The sequence below is a fragment of the Undibacterium sp. FW305-107 genome, from assembly GCF_058788535.1.
The window spans coordinates 679,312-701,386 of the sequence record NZ_JBYTAV010000001.1; the positions used below are offsets into that span (position 1 = coordinate 679,312).

The 22,075-nt window shown below is 51.8% G+C and carries 20 protein-coding genes; 19 read left to right on the forward strand and 1 reads right to left on the reverse strand.

Going from position 1 to position 22,075, the window contains the following annotated elements:
• Positions 1-118: 118 nt before the first annotated feature.
• The 19 genes from AC3WQT_RS03185 to AC3WQT_RS03275 all read left to right on the forward strand — a co-directional run bounded on the left by AC3WQT_RS03185 (position 119) and on the right by AC3WQT_RS03275 (position 21,677).
• Positions 119-1,363 carry an MFS transporter gene (locus AC3WQT_RS03185; RefSeq protein WP_492702177.1) on the forward strand — a complete coding sequence of 415 codons (1,245 nt, stop codon included), beginning with the start codon at positions 119-121 and terminating at the stop codon, positions 1,361-1,363.
• 47 nt (positions 1,364-1,410) lie between these two features.
• Positions 1,411-2,796, forward strand: a complete 1,386-nt coding sequence (locus AC3WQT_RS03190) for a NarK family nitrate/nitrite MFS transporter (protein WP_492702179.1) — start codon at positions 1,411-1,413, stop codon at positions 2,794-2,796.
• A gap of 229 nt (positions 2,797-3,025) precedes the next feature.
• Positions 3,026-6,754, forward strand: coding sequence for a nitrate reductase subunit alpha (locus tag AC3WQT_RS03195; protein WP_492702181.1), 3,729 nt, complete (start codon positions 3,026-3,028; stop codon positions 6,752-6,754).
• Positions 6,751-8,304, forward strand: a complete 1,554-nt coding sequence (narH, locus tag AC3WQT_RS03200) for a nitrate reductase subunit beta (protein WP_492702183.1) — start codon at positions 6,751-6,753, stop codon at positions 8,302-8,304. The genes AC3WQT_RS03195 and narH overlap by 4 nt, the downstream gene beginning before the upstream one ends.
• Before the next feature lie 51 nt (positions 8,305-8,355).
• Complete coding sequence (gene narJ, locus AC3WQT_RS03205) at positions 8,356-9,015, forward strand: nitrate reductase molybdenum cofactor assembly chaperone (protein ID WP_492702185.1); 660 nt, start codon at positions 8,356-8,358, stop codon at positions 9,013-9,015.
• Between the two features lie 14 nt (positions 9,016-9,029).
• Complete coding sequence (gene narI / locus AC3WQT_RS03210; RefSeq protein ID WP_492702187.1) at positions 9,030-9,713, forward strand: respiratory nitrate reductase subunit gamma; 684 nt, start codon at positions 9,030-9,032, stop codon at positions 9,711-9,713.
• Between the two features lie 49 nt (positions 9,714-9,762).
• Positions 9,763-10,509, forward strand: coding sequence for a peptidylprolyl isomerase (locus AC3WQT_RS03215; protein WP_492702189.1), 747 nt, complete (start codon positions 9,763-9,765; stop codon positions 10,507-10,509).
• A gap of 16 nt (positions 10,510-10,525) precedes the next feature.
• Positions 10,526-10,978: a hemerythrin domain-containing protein gene (locus AC3WQT_RS03220; protein WP_492702191.1), complete on the forward strand. Its 453-nt coding sequence runs from the start codon at positions 10,526-10,528 to the stop codon at positions 10,976-10,978.
• A 45-nt stretch (positions 10,979-11,023) separates the two neighbouring features.
• Positions 11,024-12,319 (forward strand): hypothetical protein, encoded by a 1,296-nt coding sequence (locus tag AC3WQT_RS03225; RefSeq protein WP_492702193.1) that lies wholly within the window; start codon positions 11,024-11,026, stop codon positions 12,317-12,319.
• Between the two features lie 84 nt (positions 12,320-12,403).
• Positions 12,404-13,411, forward strand: coding sequence for a GTP 3',8-cyclase MoaA (gene moaA, locus AC3WQT_RS03230; RefSeq protein ID WP_492702195.1), 1,008 nt, complete (start codon positions 12,404-12,406; stop codon positions 13,409-13,411).
• A 19-nt stretch (positions 13,412-13,430) separates the two neighbouring features.
• Positions 13,431-14,126, forward strand: coding sequence for a carbonic anhydrase (locus AC3WQT_RS03235; protein WP_492702197.1), 696 nt, complete (start codon positions 13,431-13,433; stop codon positions 14,124-14,126).
• Between the two features lie 67 nt (positions 14,127-14,193).
• Positions 14,194-16,131 (forward strand): type IV pili methyl-accepting chemotaxis transducer N-terminal domain-containing protein, encoded by a 1,938-nt coding sequence (locus AC3WQT_RS03240; RefSeq protein ID WP_492702198.1) that lies wholly within the window; start codon positions 14,194-14,196, stop codon positions 16,129-16,131.
• Positions 16,132-16,167: 36 nt separating this feature from the next.
• Positions 16,168-16,815, forward strand: coding sequence for a response regulator (locus AC3WQT_RS03245; RefSeq protein ID WP_492702200.1), 648 nt, complete (start codon positions 16,168-16,170; stop codon positions 16,813-16,815).
• Positions 16,816-16,940: 125 nt separating this feature from the next.
• Positions 16,941-17,633 carry a Crp/Fnr family transcriptional regulator gene (locus tag AC3WQT_RS03250; RefSeq protein WP_492702202.1) on the forward strand — a complete coding sequence of 231 codons (693 nt, stop codon included), beginning with the start codon at positions 16,941-16,943 and terminating at the stop codon, positions 17,631-17,633.
• 71 nt (positions 17,634-17,704) lie between these two features.
• Positions 17,705-18,709, forward strand: coding sequence for a ubiquinone anaerobic biosynthesis protein UbiU (gene ubiU / locus AC3WQT_RS03255; RefSeq protein ID WP_492702204.1), 1,005 nt, complete (start codon positions 17,705-17,707; stop codon positions 18,707-18,709).
• 1 nt (position 18,710) lies between these two features.
• The gene (gene ubiV / locus AC3WQT_RS03260) at positions 18,711-19,634 is read left to right on the forward strand and encodes a ubiquinone anaerobic biosynthesis protein UbiV (protein ID WP_492702206.1); all 924 of its coding nucleotides are present in this window, start codon (positions 18,711-18,713) and stop codon (positions 19,632-19,634) included.
• A gap of 6 nt (positions 19,635-19,640) precedes the next feature.
• The gene (ubiT, locus tag AC3WQT_RS03265; protein WP_492702208.1) at positions 19,641-20,093 is read left to right on the forward strand and encodes a ubiquinone anaerobic biosynthesis accessory factor UbiT; all 453 of its coding nucleotides are present in this window, start codon (positions 19,641-19,643) and stop codon (positions 20,091-20,093) included.
• Entirely contained in the window at positions 20,093-20,476 is a 384-nt protein-coding gene (locus tag AC3WQT_RS03270; RefSeq protein WP_492702210.1) for a putative zinc-binding protein, read from the forward strand. The genes ubiT and AC3WQT_RS03270 overlap by 1 nt, the downstream gene beginning before the upstream one ends.
• A 55-nt stretch (positions 20,477-20,531) precedes the next feature.
• Positions 20,532-21,677, forward strand: coding sequence for an NnrS family protein (locus AC3WQT_RS03275; RefSeq protein ID WP_492702212.1), 1,146 nt, complete (start codon positions 20,532-20,534; stop codon positions 21,675-21,677).
• A gap of 21 nt (positions 21,678-21,698) precedes the next feature.
• On the opposite strand, the gene AC3WQT_RS03280 is transcribed toward AC3WQT_RS03275, so the two are convergent.
• On the reverse strand, positions 21,699-22,052 hold the full coding sequence (locus tag AC3WQT_RS03280) for a gamma-glutamylcyclotransferase family protein (RefSeq protein ID WP_492702214.1): 354 nt from the start codon (positions 22,050-22,052) through the stop codon (positions 21,699-21,701).
• Positions 22,053-22,075 lie beyond the last annotated feature (23 nt).

A 22,075-nucleotide genomic window follows, 5' to 3' on the forward strand; every position in this document is an offset into this window, starting at 1 on the left:
AGTTCTTCCAGACATGCGTCCCCTCCTTTTGCATGGAAAACAGCAACCGTCAGACGAATTTCTAAATACCCCTACTCTTTGTAAGCTGATAGCACCTATAAAAGTAAAAGGAGCTGTCATGGCCAGTCAGGGCAAAGCGTATGCGGTGCTGGGTTCCAGCACGCTGGCGTTCACTGTATGTTTCACCATCTGGATGATGTTTGGCGTGATTGGGATACCCATCAAGACCGCCCTGCATCTGAATGAAACCGAGTTTGGTTTGCTGACGGCCATGCCGGTGCTGACCGGTTCGCTGATACGCGTACCACTGGGCATCTGGACAGACCGTTTTGGCGGCCGCATCGTCCTGTTCCTGCTGATGCTGTTCACAGTAATACCTATCTATCTGATCAGCTATGCGACGGCTTACTGGCATTTTCTGGTGCTGGGTTTGTTCGTTGGCTTGGCAGGCGGTTCTTTTTCTGTCGGCACGCCTTATGTTGCCCGCTGGTTCAAAAAGGACAGGCAAGGTCTTGCCATGGGCATCTTTGGGGCCGGCAATTCTGGTGCGGCGGTGAATAAATTCATCGCCCCGGCATTGATCGCAGCAGCTGGCTGGACTCTGGTGCCCAAGGTGTATGCAGTCATGATGCTGGCTGCAGCCCTGATCTTCTGGGTATTCTCTGCCACTGATCCCAGCCATAACGTCAAATCAAACATCAGCTTCCTGGCCCAGCTGAAAATGCTGAAAGACCCCAAGGTCTGGCGTTATTGCCAGTACTACTCCGTCGTCTTCGGTGGTTATGTGGGCTTGAGTTTGTGGATGGTCAAGTACTACGTGACTGAATATGGCTTCGACATCAAGAGTGCCGCCCTGCTGGCCGCCTGCTTCTCTTTGCCTGGCGGTGTCCTGCGTGCCTTTGGCGGCTGGCTGTCCGATAAATTTGGTGCCTATAAGGTGACCTGGTGGGTCATGTGGGTGTGCTGGGTAGCATTCTTCTTGCTGTCTTATCCACAAACTGATTTTACGATCAAGACCATCAACGGCATGCAGACATTCCATATCGGCCTGACACCAATGCTGTTCACGACCATCCTGTTTGTCGTGGGTATTGCGATGGCTGTTGGCAAGGCATCTGTCTTCAAATTCATCTCGGACGATTACAGCAGCAATATCGGTGCCGTCTCTGGCGTAGTTGGTTTGGCCGGTGGTCTTGGAGGCTTCATCTTGCCGGTCTTGTTCGGTGCGATTGTTGACATTACCGGTGTGCGCAGTTCCTGTTTCATGCTGTTGTATGGCACCGTCTGTGTGTCCCTGGTGTGGATGCATTTCCAGTTCCGCAGAGAAAGCATGCTGGCAGCGCAGGCCGCTATGCCAGCCTGACATCTGTGAGCACTTTTTGATTACAAGTTATTGAAAACCAGGAGCATATGATGAGTCATGTATTAAACCGGTGGGAGCCAGAGAATCTTGAGTTCTGGCGCAAGGAAGGCAGCTCCATTGCCAATAGAAATTTATGGATATCCATACCCAGTCTGATGCTGGCATTTACAGTATGGATGCTGTGGAGCGTGGTTGCGGCTAATCTGGACAAGGCTGGATTCCATTTCAGTAAAGACCAGCTGTTTTTCCTGACGGCTTTGCCTGCCTTGTCAGGCGCGACCTTGCGGATTTTCTATTCTTTCCTGGTGCCCGTATTTGGTGGCCGTAAATGGACGGCGATTTCCACAGCAAGTTTGTTGATCCCCGCTATTGGCATGGGCTTTGCATTGCAGGATCCAACTACAAGCTATTCGACCTTATTGATACTGGCGCTGCTGTGCGGTTTTGGTGGTGGTAATTTCAGTTCCAGTATGGCGAATATCAGTTTCTTTTTCCCAAAATCACGAAAAGGTTATGCAACCGGGATGAATGCGGGCATCGGTAATCTGGGTGTCTCAGTGGTGCAGTTTGTTACCCCGCTAGTGATTTCTTCCGCCATGTTTGGTGTCAGCATCTCTGGCGATGGTTTCCTGTTCCATAATGCCAAGACAGGTGCAGACCATATGTTCTGGCTGGCGAATGCCGGATTTATCTGGGTACCGTTTATTGTCGTGGCAACTCTGATGGCCTGGTTTGGCATGAATGATATCGCCTCGGCCAAAGCTTCTTTTGCGGATCAGGCGGTGATCTTCAAACGCAAACACAATTGGCTGATGTGCTGGTTGTATATCGGTACCTTTGGTTCTTTCATCGGCTTTTCTGCCGGATTTGCGATGCTGATCAAGGCGCAGTTTCCTGAAATTGATGTCGCGAAATTTGCCTTTCTCGGGCCTTTGGCCGGTGCACTGGCAAGACCAATTGGTGGCATGATCTCTGACAAAATAGGTGGAGCCAGATTAACATTCTGGGTCTTTGTCGCCATGGCAGCCACTATAATAGCAGGCATTTTGCCCGCTTTGCATGAGCATCAGTTTATGACGTTCTTGGTGTCTTTTATCATCATGTTCATTTTGACTGGCCTGGGAAATGGTTCAACCTTTTGCATGATACCGATCATTTTCCAGACCGACCGTGAACGCGCAGCCAAGGGCAAGGGCGAGCCAGCCTTGAAACAAGCCAGGCTGGATGCCGCCAAAGAATCCGCCGCTGTGCTCGGCTTTTCTGGTGCCATAGGTGCATACGGTGGTTTCTTTATCCCGCAAAGCTTTGGTACTTCCATCAAGATGACGGGAGCACCTGATATGGCGCTGTATGTGTTCATCGCCTTCTACGTCAGTTGCATGGCTATCACCTGGTGGTATTACTCGCGCAAAGGTGCAGAGATGCCTTGCTAATTTTCGCTAACTACTAGTGTCAAAAAAACCTCACCCTGTGCCACCACAGGGTGAGGTTTTTTCATGGGCCAGGCAATGCCCTAGTTCTAAAGGACTAGACGGACTAGTGCGAATGCGCAAGGACTTACACCGCACCGAAGAATGGGCGAAAGCACCTTGAATCCCTACACTCTCAATATACAAGTAAAGAAAATGTGGGTACATCGCCCACCTGATATGGAGAGTTACGATGAGTCATTTTCTGGATAGATTGAAGTTCATGTCGCGGGTGAAATCTACCTTCTCCGATGGTCATGGTGCCGTGGTCGAAGAAGACCGCAAATGGGAAAATGGCTATCGCAGCCGCTGGCAGCATGACAAGATCGTGCGCTCTACCCATGGTGTCAATTGCACCGGTTCCTGTTCATGGAAGGTCTATGTCAAAAACGGTTTGATTACCTGGGAAACCCAGCAAACTGATTATCCACGCACCCGCCCTGACCTGCCGAATCACGAACCACGCGGCTGCCCGCGCGGTGCATCTTACAGCTGGTATGTGTATTCTGCCCAGCGCGTCAAATACCCGATGATACGTGGCCGACTCATGGAAATGTGGCAGGAAGCACGCAAGACCATGGGACCGATAGACGCTTGGGAAGCCATCAGCCAGAACCCTGAAAAAGCCAAACGCTACAAATCCATACGCGGCCTTGGTGGTTTTGTCCGTGCTGACTGGGATACAGCACAGGAAATCATTGCTGCATCGAATGCCTACACCATCAAAAAATTCGGCCCCGACCGTGTGGTTGGTTTCTCGCCTATTCCGGCGATGTCCATGGTGTCTTACGCTGCTGGTTCACGTTACCTGAGTCTGATAGGCGGCGTACCGCTGTCCTTCTATGACTGGTATTGCGATCTGCCACCAGCCAGCCCACAAATCTGGGGTGAGCAAACTGACGTACCTGAATCTGCTGACTGGTATAACTCGACTTACCTGATGGTGTGGGGATCGAATGTGCCACAGACCCGTACACCAGATGCGCACTTTTATACTGAAGTTCGCTACAAGGGTACCAAGACGGTCGCCGTGTCATCTGACTTTGGTGAGATGGTCAAGTTTGGCGACATCTGGATGGCCCCAAAACAAGGTACTGACGCCGCATTGGCCATGGCCATGGGCCATGTGATACTGAAGGAATTCCATCTCGGTAACAAGTCTGCCTACTTCCGCAGTTATGTCAAACAATATACTGATATGCCCATGCTGGTGCGCCTGGTAGAGCGCAATGGCTGCTATGTACCAGACCAGATGCTGCGTGCTTCGCAATTGCCGGGCAACCTGAACGAAGCCAATAATCCAGACTGGAAAACACTGGCTATCGATGAAATCACAGGTGACATCGTGTCGCCCAATGGCTCTATCGGCTATCGCTGGGGTGAAGGTAAATTCGATGAAGGTGCCAAAGTCGGACGCTGGAACCTGGAAGCCAAAGACGGTAATTCTGGTCGTGCCATCAACCCGCAACTGAGCCTGATAGCCAAGCATGACGAAGTGGTCACGGTAGGGTTCAATTACTTTGGTGGCACTGATGCCAATGATATGTTGTTGCGTCATTTGCCAGCAAAACGCGTCACTCTGGCCGATGGCAGTACTGCACTGGTAGCCACTGTTTATGACTTGTCAATGGCAAATTATGGTGTTGACCAGGGTCTGGGCGGTGCTGTTGCCAGCTCATATGACGATGATGTCCCCTATACACCAGCCTGGCAAGAAAAACATACCAGCGTCAAGCGTGATCTGGTGATACAGGTAGCGCGTGAGTTTGCGCAAAATGCCCATGATACCGAAGGCAAAAGTATGGTAATCGTTGGTGCTGCCTTGAATCACTGGTACCACAACGACATGATTTATCGCGGCATCATCAATATGCTGATGATGTGCGGTTGCATAGGAAAATCCGGTGGTGGCTGGGCGCATTATGTCGGGCAAGAAAAACTGCGCCCACAATTTGGCTGGGCACCGCTGGCCTTTGCCAGTGACTGGGTACGGCCAGCACGCCAGATGAATGGCACCAGCTTCTTCTATGCCCACACCAGCCAATGGCGTCATGAAAAACTGGCGATGGATGAGATACTCGCACCGACTGCAGACAAGTCCAAGATCAGCCACATGAGCATGATAGACATGAATGCCAAGTCTGAGCGTTTGGGCTGGCTGCCATCAGCACCGCAACTGGAAACCAATCCTCTGGATGTTTGTGATGCGGCAGAAAAAGCAGGCATGACACCTCAAGATTATTTGAAGAACAGCCTGAAATCAGGCACAGTCAACATGAGCTGTGATGATCCGGACAATCCCAAGAATTTCCCGCGCAATATGTTTGTCTGGCGCTCGAATATCCTCGGTAGTTCTGGCAAAGGGCATGAATACTTCCTCAAGTATTTGCTGGGCACGCAAAACGCCTTGTTTGATGATCCTGATGAAGCGGTCAAGCCATCTGAAGTCAAATACCGCCCTGTGGCAGCAGAAGGCAAGTTGGACTTATTGGTAGTGCTCGACTTCCGCATGAGTACAACTTGTTTGTACGGCGACATCGTCTTGCCGACCGCTACCTGGTATGAAAAGGATGACCTCAATACCTCTGACATGCACCCTTTCATCCATCCATTGAGTGAAGCAGTGCAACCGCTGTGGGAAAGCAAGACAGATTGGGAAATCTATAAAGGCATTGCCAAGAAATTTACTGAAATTGGCGGTGAATATCTCGGTACCCGCAAGGACATCGTATTGCAACCTTTGATGCATGATACCCCTGGTGAACTTGGTCAGGCTTTTGAACCCAAGGACTGGAAGAAAGGTGAATGCGATCTGATACCCGGCAAGACTGCCCCTAATTTCTTCGTAGTAGAACGCAACTATAAAGATATCTACAAGAAGTTTACTTCGATAGGGCCATTGCTCGACAAACTGGGCAACGGCGGTAAAGGCATCAACTGGAACACCGAACATGAAGTCAAGGAAATCGGTGGCATTACCAAAGTCGTGACTGAAGAAGGTGTCAGCAAAGGTCGCCCACGCCTGGAAAGCGCCATCGACGCCTGCGAAATGATACTCACCTTCGCACCAGAAACCAATGGCCATGTCTCCGTCAAGGCATGGGAAGCGCTGGGCAAGATTACCGGTCGTGATCACACCCATCTGGCCGTTGGCCGTGAACATGACAAGATCCGCTTCCGCGATGTGCAGGCACAACCACGCAAGATCATCTCTGCACCGACCTGGTCTGGCCTGGAATCTGAAGAAGTCAGCTACAACGCCGGTTACACCAATGTGCATGAATACATACCCTGGCGCACGTTGACTGGTCGCCAGCAGTTCTACCAGGATCACCGCTGGATGCTGGATTTTGGTGAGGGTTTGTGTGTCTACAAACCGGCGATTGATACCAAGACCGTGGCACCGATGCTGAATAAATCACCGAATGGTGAAAAAGAGATCGTTCTCAATTTCATCACACCGCATCAAAAATGGGGTATCCATTCCACCTATTCTGACAATTTGCGCATGCTGACACTGAGCCGTGGTGGCCCGCACGTGTGGATATCTGAAGGCGAAGCAAAAGAAGCCGGTCTGGTCGATAACGACTGGGTTGAAGTCTTTAACAGCAATGGCACTTTGACCGCTCGCGTCGTGGTCAGCCAGCGTGTGCCCAAAGGCATGTGCCTGATGTATCACGCTCAGGAAAAAATCGTCAATACACCGGGGGCAGAACTCAGCGGCAAACGCGGTGGCATCCATAACTCGGTCACACGCGCAGTCCTGAAGCCTACCCACATGATAGGCGGCTATGCGCAACTTGCTTATGGTTTCAATTATTACGGCACCGTAGGCAGTAACAGGGATGAATTCATCGTCCTGAGAAAAATGAAGAAAGTAGATTGGCTGGAAGGCAAACTAGAAGAGGAGTCAGCATCATGAGAATACGCGCACAAGTCGGCATGGTGCTGAACCTGGATAAATGCATAGGCTGCCATACCTGCTCGGTCACTTGCAAGAACGTCTGGACCAGCCGTGACGGTGTTGAGTATGCCTGGTTCAATAACGTGGAAACCAAGCCTGGCATAGGTTATCCCAAAGAATGGGAAAACCAGCAGAAATGGAAAGGCGGCTGGCACCGCACTGAGGCTGGCAAGCTGGAACCAAGACAGGGCGGCAAGTTGCGCATACTCGCCAATATTTTCGCCAACCCGAACTTGCCATCGATTGATGATTATTACGAGCCATTCACATTTGACTATGAGCATCTGCAAAACGCGCCCCTGATGCAGACCCCGCCGACAGCACGCCCTATCTCTGTGCTGACTGGCAAGAAGATGGACAAGATAGTCTGGGGCCCGAACTGGGAAGATGATCTTGGTGGTGAGTTCAGCGCACGCAGTAAGGATGCCTTGTTTGAAGGTGTGCAAAAAGAGATGTACAGCACATTTGAATCCACTTTCATGATGTATTTGCCGCGTCTGTGCGAACACTGCCTGAATCCGGCCTGCGTTGCGTCCTGCCCGTCCGGTTCTATCTACAAACGTGAAGATGATGGCATCGTATTGGTGGACCAGGATAAATGCCGTGGCTGGCGCATGTGTATTTCTGGCTGCCCGTACAAGAAGATTTATTACAACTGGAGCTCAGGCAAGGCAGAAAAATGCACCTTCTGCTACCCACGCATTGAGGCCGGTCAGCCTACTGTCTGTTCTGAAACCTGTGTAGGCCGCATACGCTATCTGGGTGTCTTGCTGTATGACGCGGACAAGATAGAAGCTGCAGCGTCTGTGCCAGACGAGAAGGATTTGTATGAAGCGCAACTCGGTTGCTTCCTTGATCCGCATGACCCGGCAGTGATCGCCGAAGCGCGTAAGCATGGGATACCTGAAAGCTGGATACAGTCGGCGCAAAAGTCGCCTGTCTACAAAATGGCGATGGAATGGAAGATAGCTTTCCCCCTGCACCCTGAATACCGCACCCTGCCCATGGTCTGGTATGTACCGCCTCTGTCGCCTATACAAAAGGCAGCTGAGGCAGGTCACATGGGCATGAATGGCATCATTCCTGATGTGAAGTCCTTGCGCATACCTGTGCGTTACCTGGCGAACTTGCTGACGGCAGGTAAGGAAGAACCGATCACCAACGCCCTGGAACGCATGTTGGCCATGCGTGCCTACAAGCGTTCTGAAACTGTGCACGGACAACTCGATCATGAGGTCTTGAAACAGGTCGGGCTGAATGCAGCCCAGGTTGAAGACATGTATCAGACGCTGGCGATTGCCAACTATGAAGACCGCTTCGTGATTCCGTCTTCACACAAGGAAATGGTGGAAGACAGCTTCAATGAAAAAGGCAGTTGCGGATTTACTTTTGGTAATGGTTGTTCGGGCGGTACCTCGGATGGTGCCTTGTTTGGCAAGAAACCACAAGGCAGCGTGATTTTTGTGGAAATGCCCAAGTCGCGCAAGAAAATGTCGACCACCGAATAATTTGTCAGAGCGCAGCAAGTGCGCCCTGACCTGACGTAAAAAGGAAATCGTATGCAAATTTATCGCATTTTATCGGCATTGATGAGCTACCCACAGCCAGATCTTATTGCTGCCTTGCCAGAGATCGAGCAGGCGCTGCAAGACGAGCCAGTATTTCTGGATGCATTGCAGACCTTATTGAACTATCTGAAATCAAACAACCTGATTGCGCTGCAAGAAAATTATGTAGGCACCTTTGACCGCACGCATTCTTTGTCACTGCATCTGTTTGAGCATATTCATGGTGAAAGCCGTGATCGTGGGCAGGCCATGGTGGATTTGATAGAAGAATACCGCGCCCATGGCTTTGAACCTGAGGCCAGCGAATTGCCGGATTTTGTTCCACTGTTCCTGGAATTCCTGAGCCTGATGGACGAAACTACTTCAGAAAAATTGCTCGGTGAAGCCATCCATGTACTGGCTGCGATAGGCATGCGTCTGCAACGCAAGGACAGCCCCTACGCCAATCTGTTTTTGTTGCTGACAACATTGACTGATGTGGTGCCACATGAGCAGGGTGAGCCTCCAGTGCGCGACATGGATGACGCAATGGAAACTTTTGGCCCTGGTGCGGATGGTGTCGAGCCTTTGTTGAAGCCCAATTTGTCGGGCACGCATACCGTGAATTTTTATCCCAGACAGCCTAAACAAGGTGCTGCTGCAGCCCAATAATCAGGGAGACCATCATGACTTATCTGCATCAATTTATTTATGGGATTTATCCCTACATCGCGCTGGCTATTTTTCTTTTTGGCAGCCTTGCACGTTTTGAACGTGAACAATATACCTGGAAGAGTGATTCATCTCAGATGCTGCATACCGGCAATCTGCGACTGGGAAATATCCTGTTCCATGTGGGGATACTGGGTCTGTTCTTTGGCCATCTGGTGGGTTTGCTGACGCCTGTCATCGTGTGGGACACGCTGGGCATCAGCCACAGCTTCAAGCAAATGATCGCCATTGTTGCTGGTGGCATCTTTGGCACGCTGTGCATGCTGGGCCTGCTGATCCTGTTGCACCGCCGTCTTACCGATGCGCGTATCTCTGCAGTGACAAAAACAGGGGAAAAGGTCTTGCTGTTATGGATATTCGTCACACTGGGTCTGGGCCTGTCGACGATTTTTGAATCGGCGAATCATAGCGATGGCCACATGATGGTCTTGCTGATGACCTGGGCCCAGCACATCGTCACTTTCAAGGGTGATGCTGCCGAGTTCATCGTTGCTGCTCCTTTGCTGTTCAAGCTGCATTTATTCATGGGACTTAGCCTGTTCGTGATCTTCCCATTCACCCGCCTGGTACATGTCTGGAGTGGATTTGCTTCAGTGACTTATATCAGCCGTGCATGGCAACTGGTAAGGCCGCGCTGATTTATCCATAGATTCAATAAGCTTAGTAAGTTACGTTAGGGAGAACAATATGCCAGTCATTGTCAATGATTACGAACTGACAGATGCCGATATGGAGAAGGAATTGCCTGCACACCAAGATGCAGCAGATGCGATGAAAAGCGCCATGACCGCACTGGTGTTGCGCCGTGTCTTGCTGGATGAGGCGCAGCATCTGGGCTTGCAGCATGAAGATGATGACGCCAGTGTCGAGGCTTTGCTGCAACAAGAAGTCAAGGTGCCGACACCAGGGCGTGAGGAATGTCTGCGTCAGTATCATGCCTATCCTGACCGCTTCAAGGTCGGTGAGTTGGCAGAAGCCTGTCACATCCTGTTTCAGGTGACACCTGGTGTAGACCTGGATGCCTTGCGCAAGCATGCTTCTGTGGTACTGGCAGATTTGCTGGAAAATCCGTCCCTGTTTGCCGAATATGCGAAAGCAAATTCAAATTGCCCTTCGAGCGAAGTAGGCGGCAGCCTGGGGCAGATAACACGCGGTGCGACAGTGCCGGAGTTTGAACAAGCCGTATTTGCGGCAGAGCCTGGGCGCATTATTCCCAAGCTGGTAGAAACCCGCTTCGGTCTGCACATCATCCTCGTGGGTCGCAAGATGGATGGAAATTTACTGCCCTTTGAAGACATAGAAGGCAATATCGCGAAGGCTATGCACCAGGCCAGCCACGATCATGCTTTGCGCCAGTATCTGCAATTGCTGGTGGGGCGTGCAAAGATTTCTGGAATAGATATACAAGGCGCAGATACTCCATTAGTCCAATAGTCAGGGAAATAAAATCATGTCGCAAGCAATGAAACAACTCGTACTTCAGCACACAGAATGCGATGAGCAATTGAATCGCTGTGAAGCTGCTTTACACAAGGGTGATATGGCGGCTGCCCAAAGGAATTTCCGTTTATTCAGTGAGCAACTGAATAGCCATTTTTCTGTAGAAGAAGAAAAGCTTTTCCCGGCTCTCGAAAAAGCAACCGGCATGCTGCATGGCCCTACGGTGGTCATGCGCGCCGAACATATAGAAATCCGCAATTTGCGCGACGAAGCAAATGTTGCGATTGAAGCCGGGCAGGCAGAACAGGCGCTGGCTGTGCTGGATACACTCAATGTCCTGATACAGCAACACAATATCAAGGAAGAGAATATTCTGTATCCCATGTGTGGTGGCAGTATCCCCAATCTGGAAGCAGTTCTGGGCATGGGTAGTACATGTTGTGGTGCCTGTTCTTGCGCCTAAAGAGTCTCGCTGTTGCATACTTAAGCAATACACAGATTGCCATTTATGGCTGGCGTAAAAATTCTTAACTACGAGCTGTCTCCTTCGCCAGCCACTATCTTTGGCTGTTTATTGCCTGCGCCCTGGATGGGGGCGCTGACAGGCTTGTTGCTGGCATTTGGCCCACAGCAAGGCTTGCCAGACCGGTTTGCGCCTTTGGCTTTGGCGCTGACTCACTGCCTGGTACTGGGGATGCTGGCCCCCATCATGATAGGCGCGCTGTTTCAATTGATGCCTGTGGTGGCAGGGCAGGCAGTAACAGGCGCGCGCAAGATAGCACCTTTTGTGGCGCTTGGCTCTGCCTTGATCGCAGTTGGCCTTAGCCTGGGATTTTTGCAGGGTATCACCGCTGGATTTATTTTGGCTGGCATCCTGGCTGCACTACTGTACGGTGCCGTCACCGTCTCTTTGCTGATAGCAGCCTGCAAAGTCGTGGTCGTCGATAGCACTACCCGTACATTGCGCTGGATAACACTGGCGTTCTTGCTGGTCGTGACGCTGGGTATCAGCCTGGCAGGTAATTTTGCTGGCTGGTGGCAACTTGATGTCATGTACTTGCTGGACTTGCATGTGGGCTGGGGGTTAGCAGGCTGGATAGCGACGCTGGTAGTTGGTATCGCATCGACGACGGTCCCCATGTTCTGGCAAACCAAACGCCCGACAGCGTATTGGCAAAAGGCTTTGCCCGGTGTGCTGTGGCTGCCTTTGTTATTGGCAATCTGGCCAGCGTTGCAGCAGTTTGCCTTGTTATTCGCTTGCCTGGTGATTTTCGTGCTGGCATCAATTGCTTTCATGACGCTGTGGCGTGCCAAGCGCCGTTTTGATCCGGCATGGGGCTTATGGCTGGTATGTACGGCCAGCTATGTCTGTGCCGCGCTAGTGGCCGCCCTGCCTTCTGTGCTGAAACATGCTGGCGGACTAATTTTGCCGGAGTTTATCTCGCAGGCACTATCCTGGTGGATAGCTGTACTGGTTTTGGTCGGTGGCGCGGTGTTGCCAGTCAATGCGATGCTGGGCAAGGTTATTCCCTTCCTGGTATTCCTGCATTTGCGCAGGCAGATACCGATGGGACAGCGTGTCCCCACCATGCAGGCAATATTGGCACCGCAACGTCTGCTATGGCAAGCACGTCTGGTATTACTGGCGCTTGGTTTGTTGCTATTACTGCCACTGGCACCGGGCTGGCTCCCTGGTGTCGCAGGACTTGCTTTTTCTATATCCCAAGGTTATCTGGGTAGCTTGTTGATCATGAGTTTGTTGCGTTACCGGCACGAGTTAAAGCTGATATTCAAAACTGAATGAGTCTTTCATATACGCCGAAAGAACTATGTCCCTTTAGCTTGGCGGCGAATTGTGCTGTTGCCAGTCTCCAACCACAATGCAGGTATGGAAACTCCTGCCCCTCCTTCAACTGTACCTGCACTGACAGACCGTTTTGGCCGCCGGGTCAGTTATTTGCGCCTGTCTGTCACTGATCGTTGTGATCTGCGTTGCAGTTATTGCATGCCCAAAGGTTTTTCTGGCTTTGAAGAACCTGAGAACTGGTTGCGCTTCAATGAAATCACCAGGGTTGTCGCTGCATTTTCCCGTATGGGTGTAGGGCGTGTGCGTCTGACGGGTGGCGAACCTTTGCTGCGCCGCGGCTTGCCACAGTTGGTGGCACAGCTATCCGGCTTGCCGGGTTTGCAAGACATTTCGCTGTCCACCAACGCAACGCAATTGCACAAGCATGCACAAGTCTTGCACGATGCAGGCGTGCGCCGCATCAATGTCAGCCTGGACAGTCTGGACCGAGCCTGTACAGAAAAAATCACGGGGCGCGACAGTTTCGCCAGCATCATGGCCGGGCTGCAGGCTGGCAAGCAAGCGGGGTTTGACCCTATCAAGCTGAACATGGTCGTGATGCGTGGTATCAATGACCATGAAATCATGCGCATGGCACAATTCTGTTTTGAAGAAGGCTTTATCCTGCGCCTGATAGAAGCCATGCCCATGGGTGAGACAGGTCGCAACAGCCAGTATATGGATATAGGCCCTATACGCGATCAATTGGTCAGCCGGTTTAATTTGGTTCCCGCAGCGGCAGAACTCGGTGGTGGCCCGGCCCGCTACTGGACCACGGACGACAGCAAAGGCACGATAGGTTTCATCTCCCCCATCAGTCAGCATTTTTGCGCCACTTGCAACCGGGTGCGTTTGTCGGTAGATGGCACCTTATACATGTGCCTGGGGCAGGAAGAAAAATTTGAACTGCGGCCCTTGCTGCGCTCCGGTATCAGTGACCAGCAACTGGATGCTGCCATACGGACAGCGATAGAATTAAAGCCGGAGCGCCATGAATTCAAGGAGCAGCCGCATAAGATCATCCGTTTCATGTCACAAACTGGCGGTTAGCAGAATGATGGAGTAGCAAATGGAAGTCAGAAATATCCAGCAATTCATAGAAGGGTTCCAGCGTTTTCAAAGCAAATATTTCACAGGAGAAGACCGCCTGTTTGAAAAGCTGAATCACGGCCAGAATCCCACCACCTTATTGATAGGTTGTTGCGATTCACGGGTAGATCCTGCCTTGCTGCTGGATTGCGACCCTGGCGATATTTTTGTAGTCCGCAATGTCGCCAACCTGGTGCCACCCTGCAATGAATCAGCACAGCAACATGGCGTGAGTGCCGCCATACAGTTTGCCGTCGAGGCTCTGAAAGTAAAACGCATCATCGTCATGGGACATGAAAAATGTGGTGGTATACGGGCGCTGATGCAGGGTTACCAGCCTAGCCGCAAGATAGATTTCATCGGCCGCTGGATGAAGATAGTGGAGCCAGTCAAGCAGCAAGTGCTGCAGCAACTGGCGAATTGTTCAGAACCGGAACAGATACGCGCCTGCGAATTGGGGGCAATCATCAATTCCTTGAATAATTTGCGCAGTTTTCCCTGGATATCAGAGCGTGAGGCCAGAGGCGACATCGCTTTGCATGGCTGGTATTTTGATATGAGCAAGGGTGCCTTGCTGGCCTATTCAGAACGGTCTGACACTTTTTTACCCATGGTATGCCCCCTGAACATTGCCAGCAAGGCTGTCATAAAAGAAGTCTCGTATAGCGAACCATGAAAAATGGCCTGCAATGCGCTTATACTACATCTACTACATCTGACACATACCAGCTAAAGTATCCATCATGAACCCTATATCAGGCTCACCTCATACCTTGCCAGTAGGCAAGCGCCTGACTTTCAGGATATTGCTGACGACACTGATAGGTCTGGGCCTTACGCTGGCGGCAGTTGGCTACACCTTGTTGCTGTCATGGCAACTGGAGGGTGGTGGCGCTGCAATCAATGAAGCAGGCAGTTTGCGCATGCGTTCTTACCGTTTGGCCATGCAACTTGAGCACGATCACGCAGCGACCAGGATTGAGCAGGAGCTGGATGATTTCAATCGTACTTTAACGGATTTGCAGGCCGGTGATGCGAAACGGCCTTTGTTCCTGCCTGCTTCCAAGCCCATTCGTGAGCAAATGCTATTGGTACAAAATGAATGGCAACAACATATACAAGTCTATGCCAGAACAGTACTGGCAGAGAAGAATCCACAAGCAAAGCAGGCGGCACTGGCCCTCTACACCAAAGAATTACCTGTTTTCGTGGACAGCATCAATAAACTGGTATCACTGGTTGAAGTCGAACTGACAGAGAAAACGACCTGGTTGCGTTTATGCCAGACTGCCCTGATTTTTTTATCACTCGCTGCCAGTATTGCGCTGTTATATCTGCTGTATTTATGGATAGTCGGCCCGGTCACACGCATGCAGGCAGGTATCGCACGCATGTCCAAGGACGACTTGAGTGTGCGCCTGCCAATTGAGACTGAAGATGAGTTCGGTGTCCTGGCACAAGCCTTCAACCAGATGGCTGACCATGTACAAAGCGTGCACCGCACTCTGGAAGAACGCGTTGCGGAAAAAACCGGCAAGCTGCAAGACCAGAATCATGAGATCAGCACCTTGTATGAAATTGCCGGTTTCCTGGCAGGACCGCATGCGATAGAAGAATTATGTCGCGGCTTCCTGCACCGGATAATGCAGAGAATAGAAGCCGATGGCGGTACCGTGCGCATACTCGATAACCAGAGCGATAACCTGCATATAACGGTACATGAAGGTATCTCGGAGCAAATGATAGAAGAGGAACATTGCATCAAGAAGGATGATTGTCTGTGCGGTGCTGCTACCCACCAGGGCATCATCATTGTCCGCGACTTCCGCAAGATGGACCAGCAGCGCCGTTATCGCTGCCAGGAAGAGGGCTTTTTCTCGCTGGCGGTTTTCCAGATACTGGCGCGCGAACAAGTCATAGGCAGCTTCTCGCTACATTTTTCCAGGGAACGTGACATCACCAGCGAAGAACGGCGCCTGCTGGAGACACTGGGTAAAAACCTGGGTATTGCCATTGAAAACCAGCGGCTGATCGCCAGAGAAAAAGAATTTGCCGTATCGAATGAACGCAATCTGCTGGCGCAAGGCCTGCATGACAGCATTGCGCAAGGCTTGAATTTCCTGAATCTGCAAGTACAGATGCTGGAAGATTCCTTGAGTCGTAATGATGTAGAAGAAATCAAGGATATCACCCCCATGCTCCGTGCCGGAGTGCAGGAAAGCTATGAAGACGTAAGGGAGCTATTGCTTAATTTCCGCACCCGCCTGCAAGACAGTAATCTGGAATCAGAAATGCGCAATGTCGTCGGCAAATTCCAGCGTCAGACTGGTGTGCATGGTGAGATTGAGTTCGTCGGAAATGGCGCACCTCTTGCGCCAGAACAGCAATTACAAGTGCTATTCATTCTGCAAGAAGCTTTGTCGAATGTGCGCAAGCATGCACAGGCCAGTGAGGTCAGGATCAAAGTACAGAATGAACGGGATTTTTCCCTGACTGTGACAGATGACGGTGAAGGATTCAACATGGCCAGCGTTCATGAAAAAGGTGAAGCACATGTAGGCTTGCGCATCATGCAGGAAAGAGCAGAGCGACTGGCCGCCAAATTCGATATCAAGAGTCAGGTTGGTGAGGGCACTACCATCGCACTGGAATTGTTGCGGCAAGAACGTCTGGTAGCATAAGCATTATTTATAAAAAACTGGGGACACTGAATACCAATGCCAATCAAGATTTTACTGGTGGATGACCACACTCTTTTTCGCAGTGGTGTACGCTTATTGTTGCAGCGTAATCCAGAGTTTGAAGTGGTCGGTGAAGCTGTCGATGGTCTCGATGGTGTCAAACGCGCCAAGCAATTACGTCCTGATGTCGTCCTGATGGACTTGAATATGCCAGGCTTGTCCGGTCTGGAAGCCATGCAACTCATCGTTGAAGACTTACCCGATACCGCTGTCCTGATGCTGACCGTTTCAGAAGAGGCCGAGGATTTGACTACCGCCTTAAAAAATGGCGCACGTGGCTATTTATTAAAAAACATAGAAGCTGAATATCTGACGCAGGCCATTAAACGCGCTGCTGCCGGTGAGCCTGTGATTGCCGAATCCATGACAGCCAAACTGGTCATGCAATTTCGCTCCGGTCTTAATCAGAATAACATACCCAAAAAAGAAAAACTGACGCCAAGGGAGCGCGAAACCATGGTCTGTCTGGCACGCGGTGAAAGCAATAAAGAAATTGCCCGCAATCTGGATGTGGCAGAAAGCACCGTCAAAATCCACGTGCAAAATATTTTGAAGAAACTGAATCTGACCAGCCGTGTGCAAATTGCTGTGTATGCAGTCGAACACGGCATGGATAAAAATTAAGTGTTCAGTACTTACGCAAAACCACTTCTCATCCCTTTGCAGCAGCGGCCTAGTCCTCCCGGCGTATAGGCATATCAGCACATCACTTCTACACTTGATCTCAATCAGTTTGCCGGAGATCTGTGATGACGAAAATAAATTTGTTGGGCCTGCTGCAAAATCATGCCTTGTTCCGCCATATTTCGCAGGAAGATGTCAGGGAATTGCAAAAAGAAGTTGTCAAGCTGGAGCTGGACAAAGGTGCAATGCTGTTTCGTAAAGGCGATATGGCAGAAGCCACCTACATCGTGGTTTTTGGCCTGGTCAAGCTGTGCCTGCCTTCATCGCAAGGTAACGACAAAGTCCTGGAGTTGATACGCGGTGGACAAAGCCTGGGTGAAGCCATGATGTTCCTGGATGAACCCTACCCTTTTTATGCAGAAGCTCTGGAGAACACGCTACTGTTGAAAATACCCCGCCAGGCCCTGCTGCAATTGCTGGATCGCTCACCATTGATATCCCGGCAAATGCTGGCCGGATTATCTTATCGCCTGTTGGGTTTTATCCGCAATGTAGAGCGTTATTCCCTGCAAAACGCCACCCAGAGAGTGATTGATTATCTGTTGCAGCTATCCGCCTCGCAGCATAGCAATGACATCCGTCTTGAACTCAAAAAACACCTGGTCGCCTCACTGCTGAATTTGTCACCAGAAACCTTGTCCCGTGTTTTGCATCAGTTGATGGATGAGCATTTGATCAAGGTATGTGGTGCCAGCATACATATATCATCCGAGGAAGCACTCAAGTCTTATCAGAAAAATATTCATGCATTGGCTTGAAGTCTGAAGAAACGCCGCTTTCTTGACCCAGCACAATGACCCAGCGAATAATTTTCATTACCATCTGATTCATGAAACCTATAGATCTGGTGGCTCCTGCCGGTAGTCTGCTCGCACTGAAGGCAGCGGTAGATAAAGGGGCGAATGCGGTATACCTTGGTTTGCGCAATGCGACCAATGCACGCAATTTTGGTGGCCTCAATTTTGGCGATCATGAGATACGGCAAGGTGTCGCCTATGCCCATGCGCGTGGCAGGCAAATTCTATTTGCCATCAATACTTATCCGCAAGCGCGTGCCGTCGCCGAATGGCGGGCGGCAATTGACACTGCGGTACAAATGGGTGCAGACGCGGTGATCCTGGCTGACCCCGGTCTGATGGCCTATGCCCGTGACCGCTACCCGGATTTACGCCTGCATTTGTCGGTGCAGGGTTCGGCAAGTACCCTGGATGCAATCGAGCTCATGCGTGAGCAATTTGCGATCAAACGTGCAGTACTACCCCGTGTCCTGACCCTGTCAGAAATTGAAAAAATTATTCGCCAGACCAGCGTGGAAATCGAAGTCTTTGGCTTTGGCAGCCTGTGTGTCATGGCGGAAGGGCGCTGCCTTTTATCCAGCTATGTCACCGGCGACTCACCAAATAATAAAGGCGTATGTTCGCCAGCCCATGCCGTAAGCTGGGAAGAACAAGACCAGACCATGTATGCACGTCTGGGCGGCACCCTGATAGATCGCTATGCACCCGGTGAAGCTGCCGGTTATCCGACCTTGTGCAAAGGGCGCTTTGAAGTGGAAGGTGAAATCGACTATGCGCTGGAGGAACCAACCAGCCTGAATGCCATAGGTCTCTTGCCCAAGCTGATCAATATGGGTGTTGCCGCGATCAAGATAGAGGGCCGCCAGCGCAGCCCGAATTACGTCAGCCAGGTCGTTGGTACCCTGCGTGCGGCACTCGATGCTGCCCAACGCGACCCAGAACGTTATACACTCCGCACAGACTGGCAAGCCAGCCTGGCCCGCCATGCCGAAGGTGCGCAAGTGACTCAGGGCGCTTTTGAACGTCCGTGGAAATAATATGACTGCCAGCTTACCCGCTACCACAGCCCTGCTTTCCCTCGCACCCCTGGCCTATTACTGGTCCAGGCAGGATACGTTAAGTTTTTATGTCGAAGCCATGCAATGGCCGGTCGATATTATCTATCTCGGTGAAGTCACCTGCTCGCGCCGTCATCTGATGAAACTGGATGACTGGCTGGCGCTGGGCAAGGAATTAAGGGATGCAGGCAAGCAGGTCGTGCTGTCCAGCCTGACCCTGATAGACAGTGAAGCCGACCGGCGCAATATGCACAGGATGATAGAACGTGCCTGCGAAGAAGACTTCCTGGTCGAGGCGAATGACTACAGTGCCGTGCGCGCCATGCAGGGTAAGGCCTTTGTCGCCGGGCCGCATCTGAATATCTATCATGCAGACAGTCTGGCATGGCTGGCCAGCCTCGGTGCTTGCCGCTTTTTACCACCGCTGGAAATGGGGCGCGATGCGCTGGCAGCCTTGCAACAGCAACGCGGTGAACAGATGCAGACTGAAGTACAGGTCTGGGGGCGCATGGCATTGGCTTTTTCATCACGCTGCTTCACCGCGAGACATCATCGCCTGCGCAAGGACAGTTGTGAATTCCGTTGTGAGCTATACGCGGACGGCCTGCCACTGGCCACCCGTGACGGCAAGGATTTTTTGACCATCAATGGCATACAGACCCAGAGTGCCAGTTGCGTCGATCTGGGTGCGCAATTACCTGAACTGGCCGCCATGCAGGTGGATATCTTGCGCCTGCAGCCACAGTCACAAGACATGGCAGAAGTGATTGCAGCATTTGACAGCGCCAGAACGGCAAAGCTGGCTGCCGATGTCAGCGAGACCCTGCTGCCTCCCCATGCACAGCGCAGCAATGGCTACTGGATGGATAAACCCGGCATGCAATGGCTGGCGGGGGAAGGATAAATCAACATGGATCTGAGTAATTTCCGTTTTCCCCAGAGTGTACAAAAACTTGGCAGCTATTTGCCTGCACCACTGGCGAATGCCCCTTTGATGCTGCTGCTTGAACTGGCCAGGCGGCGGGCACTGCTGGTCGCACCTGAGAGCCTGTACGGCAAGAATTTTCGTATCAGGGTAGAAGACCTCGGTTTGTCGCTGTGTTTTTACTGCGAGGCTGGCAAATTCAAGCCATTATCATCTCTGCCCCAGCCGGATGTCAGCCTGTCTGCCAGCGCCATGGATTTTTTAAAACTGGCAACTGGCCAGGAAGATGCCGACACCCTGTTCTTCCGCCGCCGTTTGAAGATGGAAGGTGACACTGAACTGGGCATCGCCGTCAAATACTGGCTTGATGCCAGCGAACGCCCGGCCTGGCTCGCCCGCTTTGGTCAGCGCTTCATGCAGGCAGGTGAAGGTGTGTGATGAAAACCGTGCCACTGCCCCTGGTGTATTCCTGCTCTGGCTGTTCCAGTGTCGCGCAACTGGCCAATGATTGTGCGCTCAGGCTGGACCGCGAGCAAAAGGCACAGATGTCCTGCATCAGTGGCGTTGGTGGTGGCGTTGCCAGCCTGGTTAAACTGGCGCAATCTGGCAGGCCTGTACTCGCACTGGATGGCTGCGCACTGGCCTGTGTCAAAGCTTGCCTGCAACAGGCAGGTGTTGTCCCTGATGTCCATCTGGTGCTGAACCAGCAAGGCGCGCGCAAGCGCTTCCATGCTGATGCCACTGAAGATGAGAGGGAACATATCTGGCAACAGGTCGAAGATGCAGTGCAGACACTACAAACCCTGGAGCCACAAGCATGATACCAGGCTTATATTTTGCGGGGCCTCCCTGGCCCCACCCAAGGGATACATGATCATGAAACGTCTTGCCAGCGCCCCCCACAGGCTGTATTTCTTTCTCGGTACTGTGTCTGTCTTTATCCTGTTTTTCTGGTGGTGGTTGCAGCTACAGCATCCGCAAACCATGGCCATACCTTTGCATGCCTTGTTGATGCCGCTAGGTGTCTTCCCCTTGTTCATTTTGGGTTTTACTTTCACTGCCGGGCCCAAATGGCTGGCTGTCAGCGCTGACGATGATTACTTCCTGCTGCATGGAGCCACCTATTTTTGCGGCCTGCTGCTGGCCATGCTGGCAGCCAGCCTGGGTTTGTCGCCTTTGCGCAGTTCAGGTTTTGCACTGATGCTATGCGCCTGGCTGGCAGTGACCTGGCGCTGGGCCGGTTTGATCAAACGCAGCACGGTGCCGGATAAAAAACATGCGATTGCCATCCTGCTTGCCATGTGCGGTGGAGCATGTGCACTGGCAGCGACCCTGATGTGGAGTTGTGGCTGGACAGATGCATGGATTGCCGCCCGGCAATGCGCCTTCTTTGGTTTTTTACTGCCGGTGTTCCTGACAGTCTGCCATCGCATGCTGCCATTTTTTAGCAGCAATATCATCAAGCCTTATGTGGTCTGGCGTCCTTACTGGTTGCTGCTTGCCTGGTTAAGCGGCTGTGGTTTGCTGGTGATCAGCGGCAGCCTGCAATGGCGCTGGCTGGAAGCAGGCGCGGCCACAATGATGAGCCTGAGTTTCATGTATACCTCCTGGCGCTGGGGTCTGCTGCGCAGCATGGCAAACCGGCTGCTGGCCATGCTGCATCTGTCGTTTGCCTGGCTTGCGATCGTCTTTGCCCTGCAGGCTGTGGGCGCGTATGGCGTATCAGTAGGGTCTGCGCCCGTGCATGCGCTGGCCCTGGGTTTCATGGGTACCATGCTGGTGGCATTTGTCAGCCGGGTTACTTATGGCCACAGCGGTCGCCCGCTGCAGGCTTCCGGCCTGTTATGGGGTATTTACCTGGGCTTGCATATTGCCGCCCTGTTGCGCATTTTGGGAAGCCTGCTGTCATACAGTTTTCTCATCACGGTCTCTGCAAGCGCCTGGCTCGCCCTGCTGGCCTGCTGGGTCGCCATGATGCTGCCCATCTACCTGAAGGCAAGGTCAGATGGGCAGGCTGGTTAATTGTAAAGCCCATAAAAAAAATCAGGCGCGTATATACACCCAGGCTTGCTTGCCAGACTTCAGGGATACCGAAACACGCTTGTAGTCTGCCACTTCATAGGCATCTGCGGCTGCAAGCTCTTGCGCGGTGATCGTAAAGACAGTGCCAGCAACTTCATCAGCGGGGTTGGCGCTGGCCTGGACGATGGGGTGATGCGTCTTGCCACTGGTTGCCACGACATCAGGATCAGCTATGGCGAGCATTGTTTGCGCATAGCCAGGCAGGGAATCTGGCTTGCCTGCAAGTTCACGGCCAAAATTGGCAAGTTGCACCGCCTTATCTTGCAGGGTTCCATAAGAAAATAGCAGTACTCCAGCATCTTGCGACAAAGTCATGTTTACTTTTCCTCAAATTAATG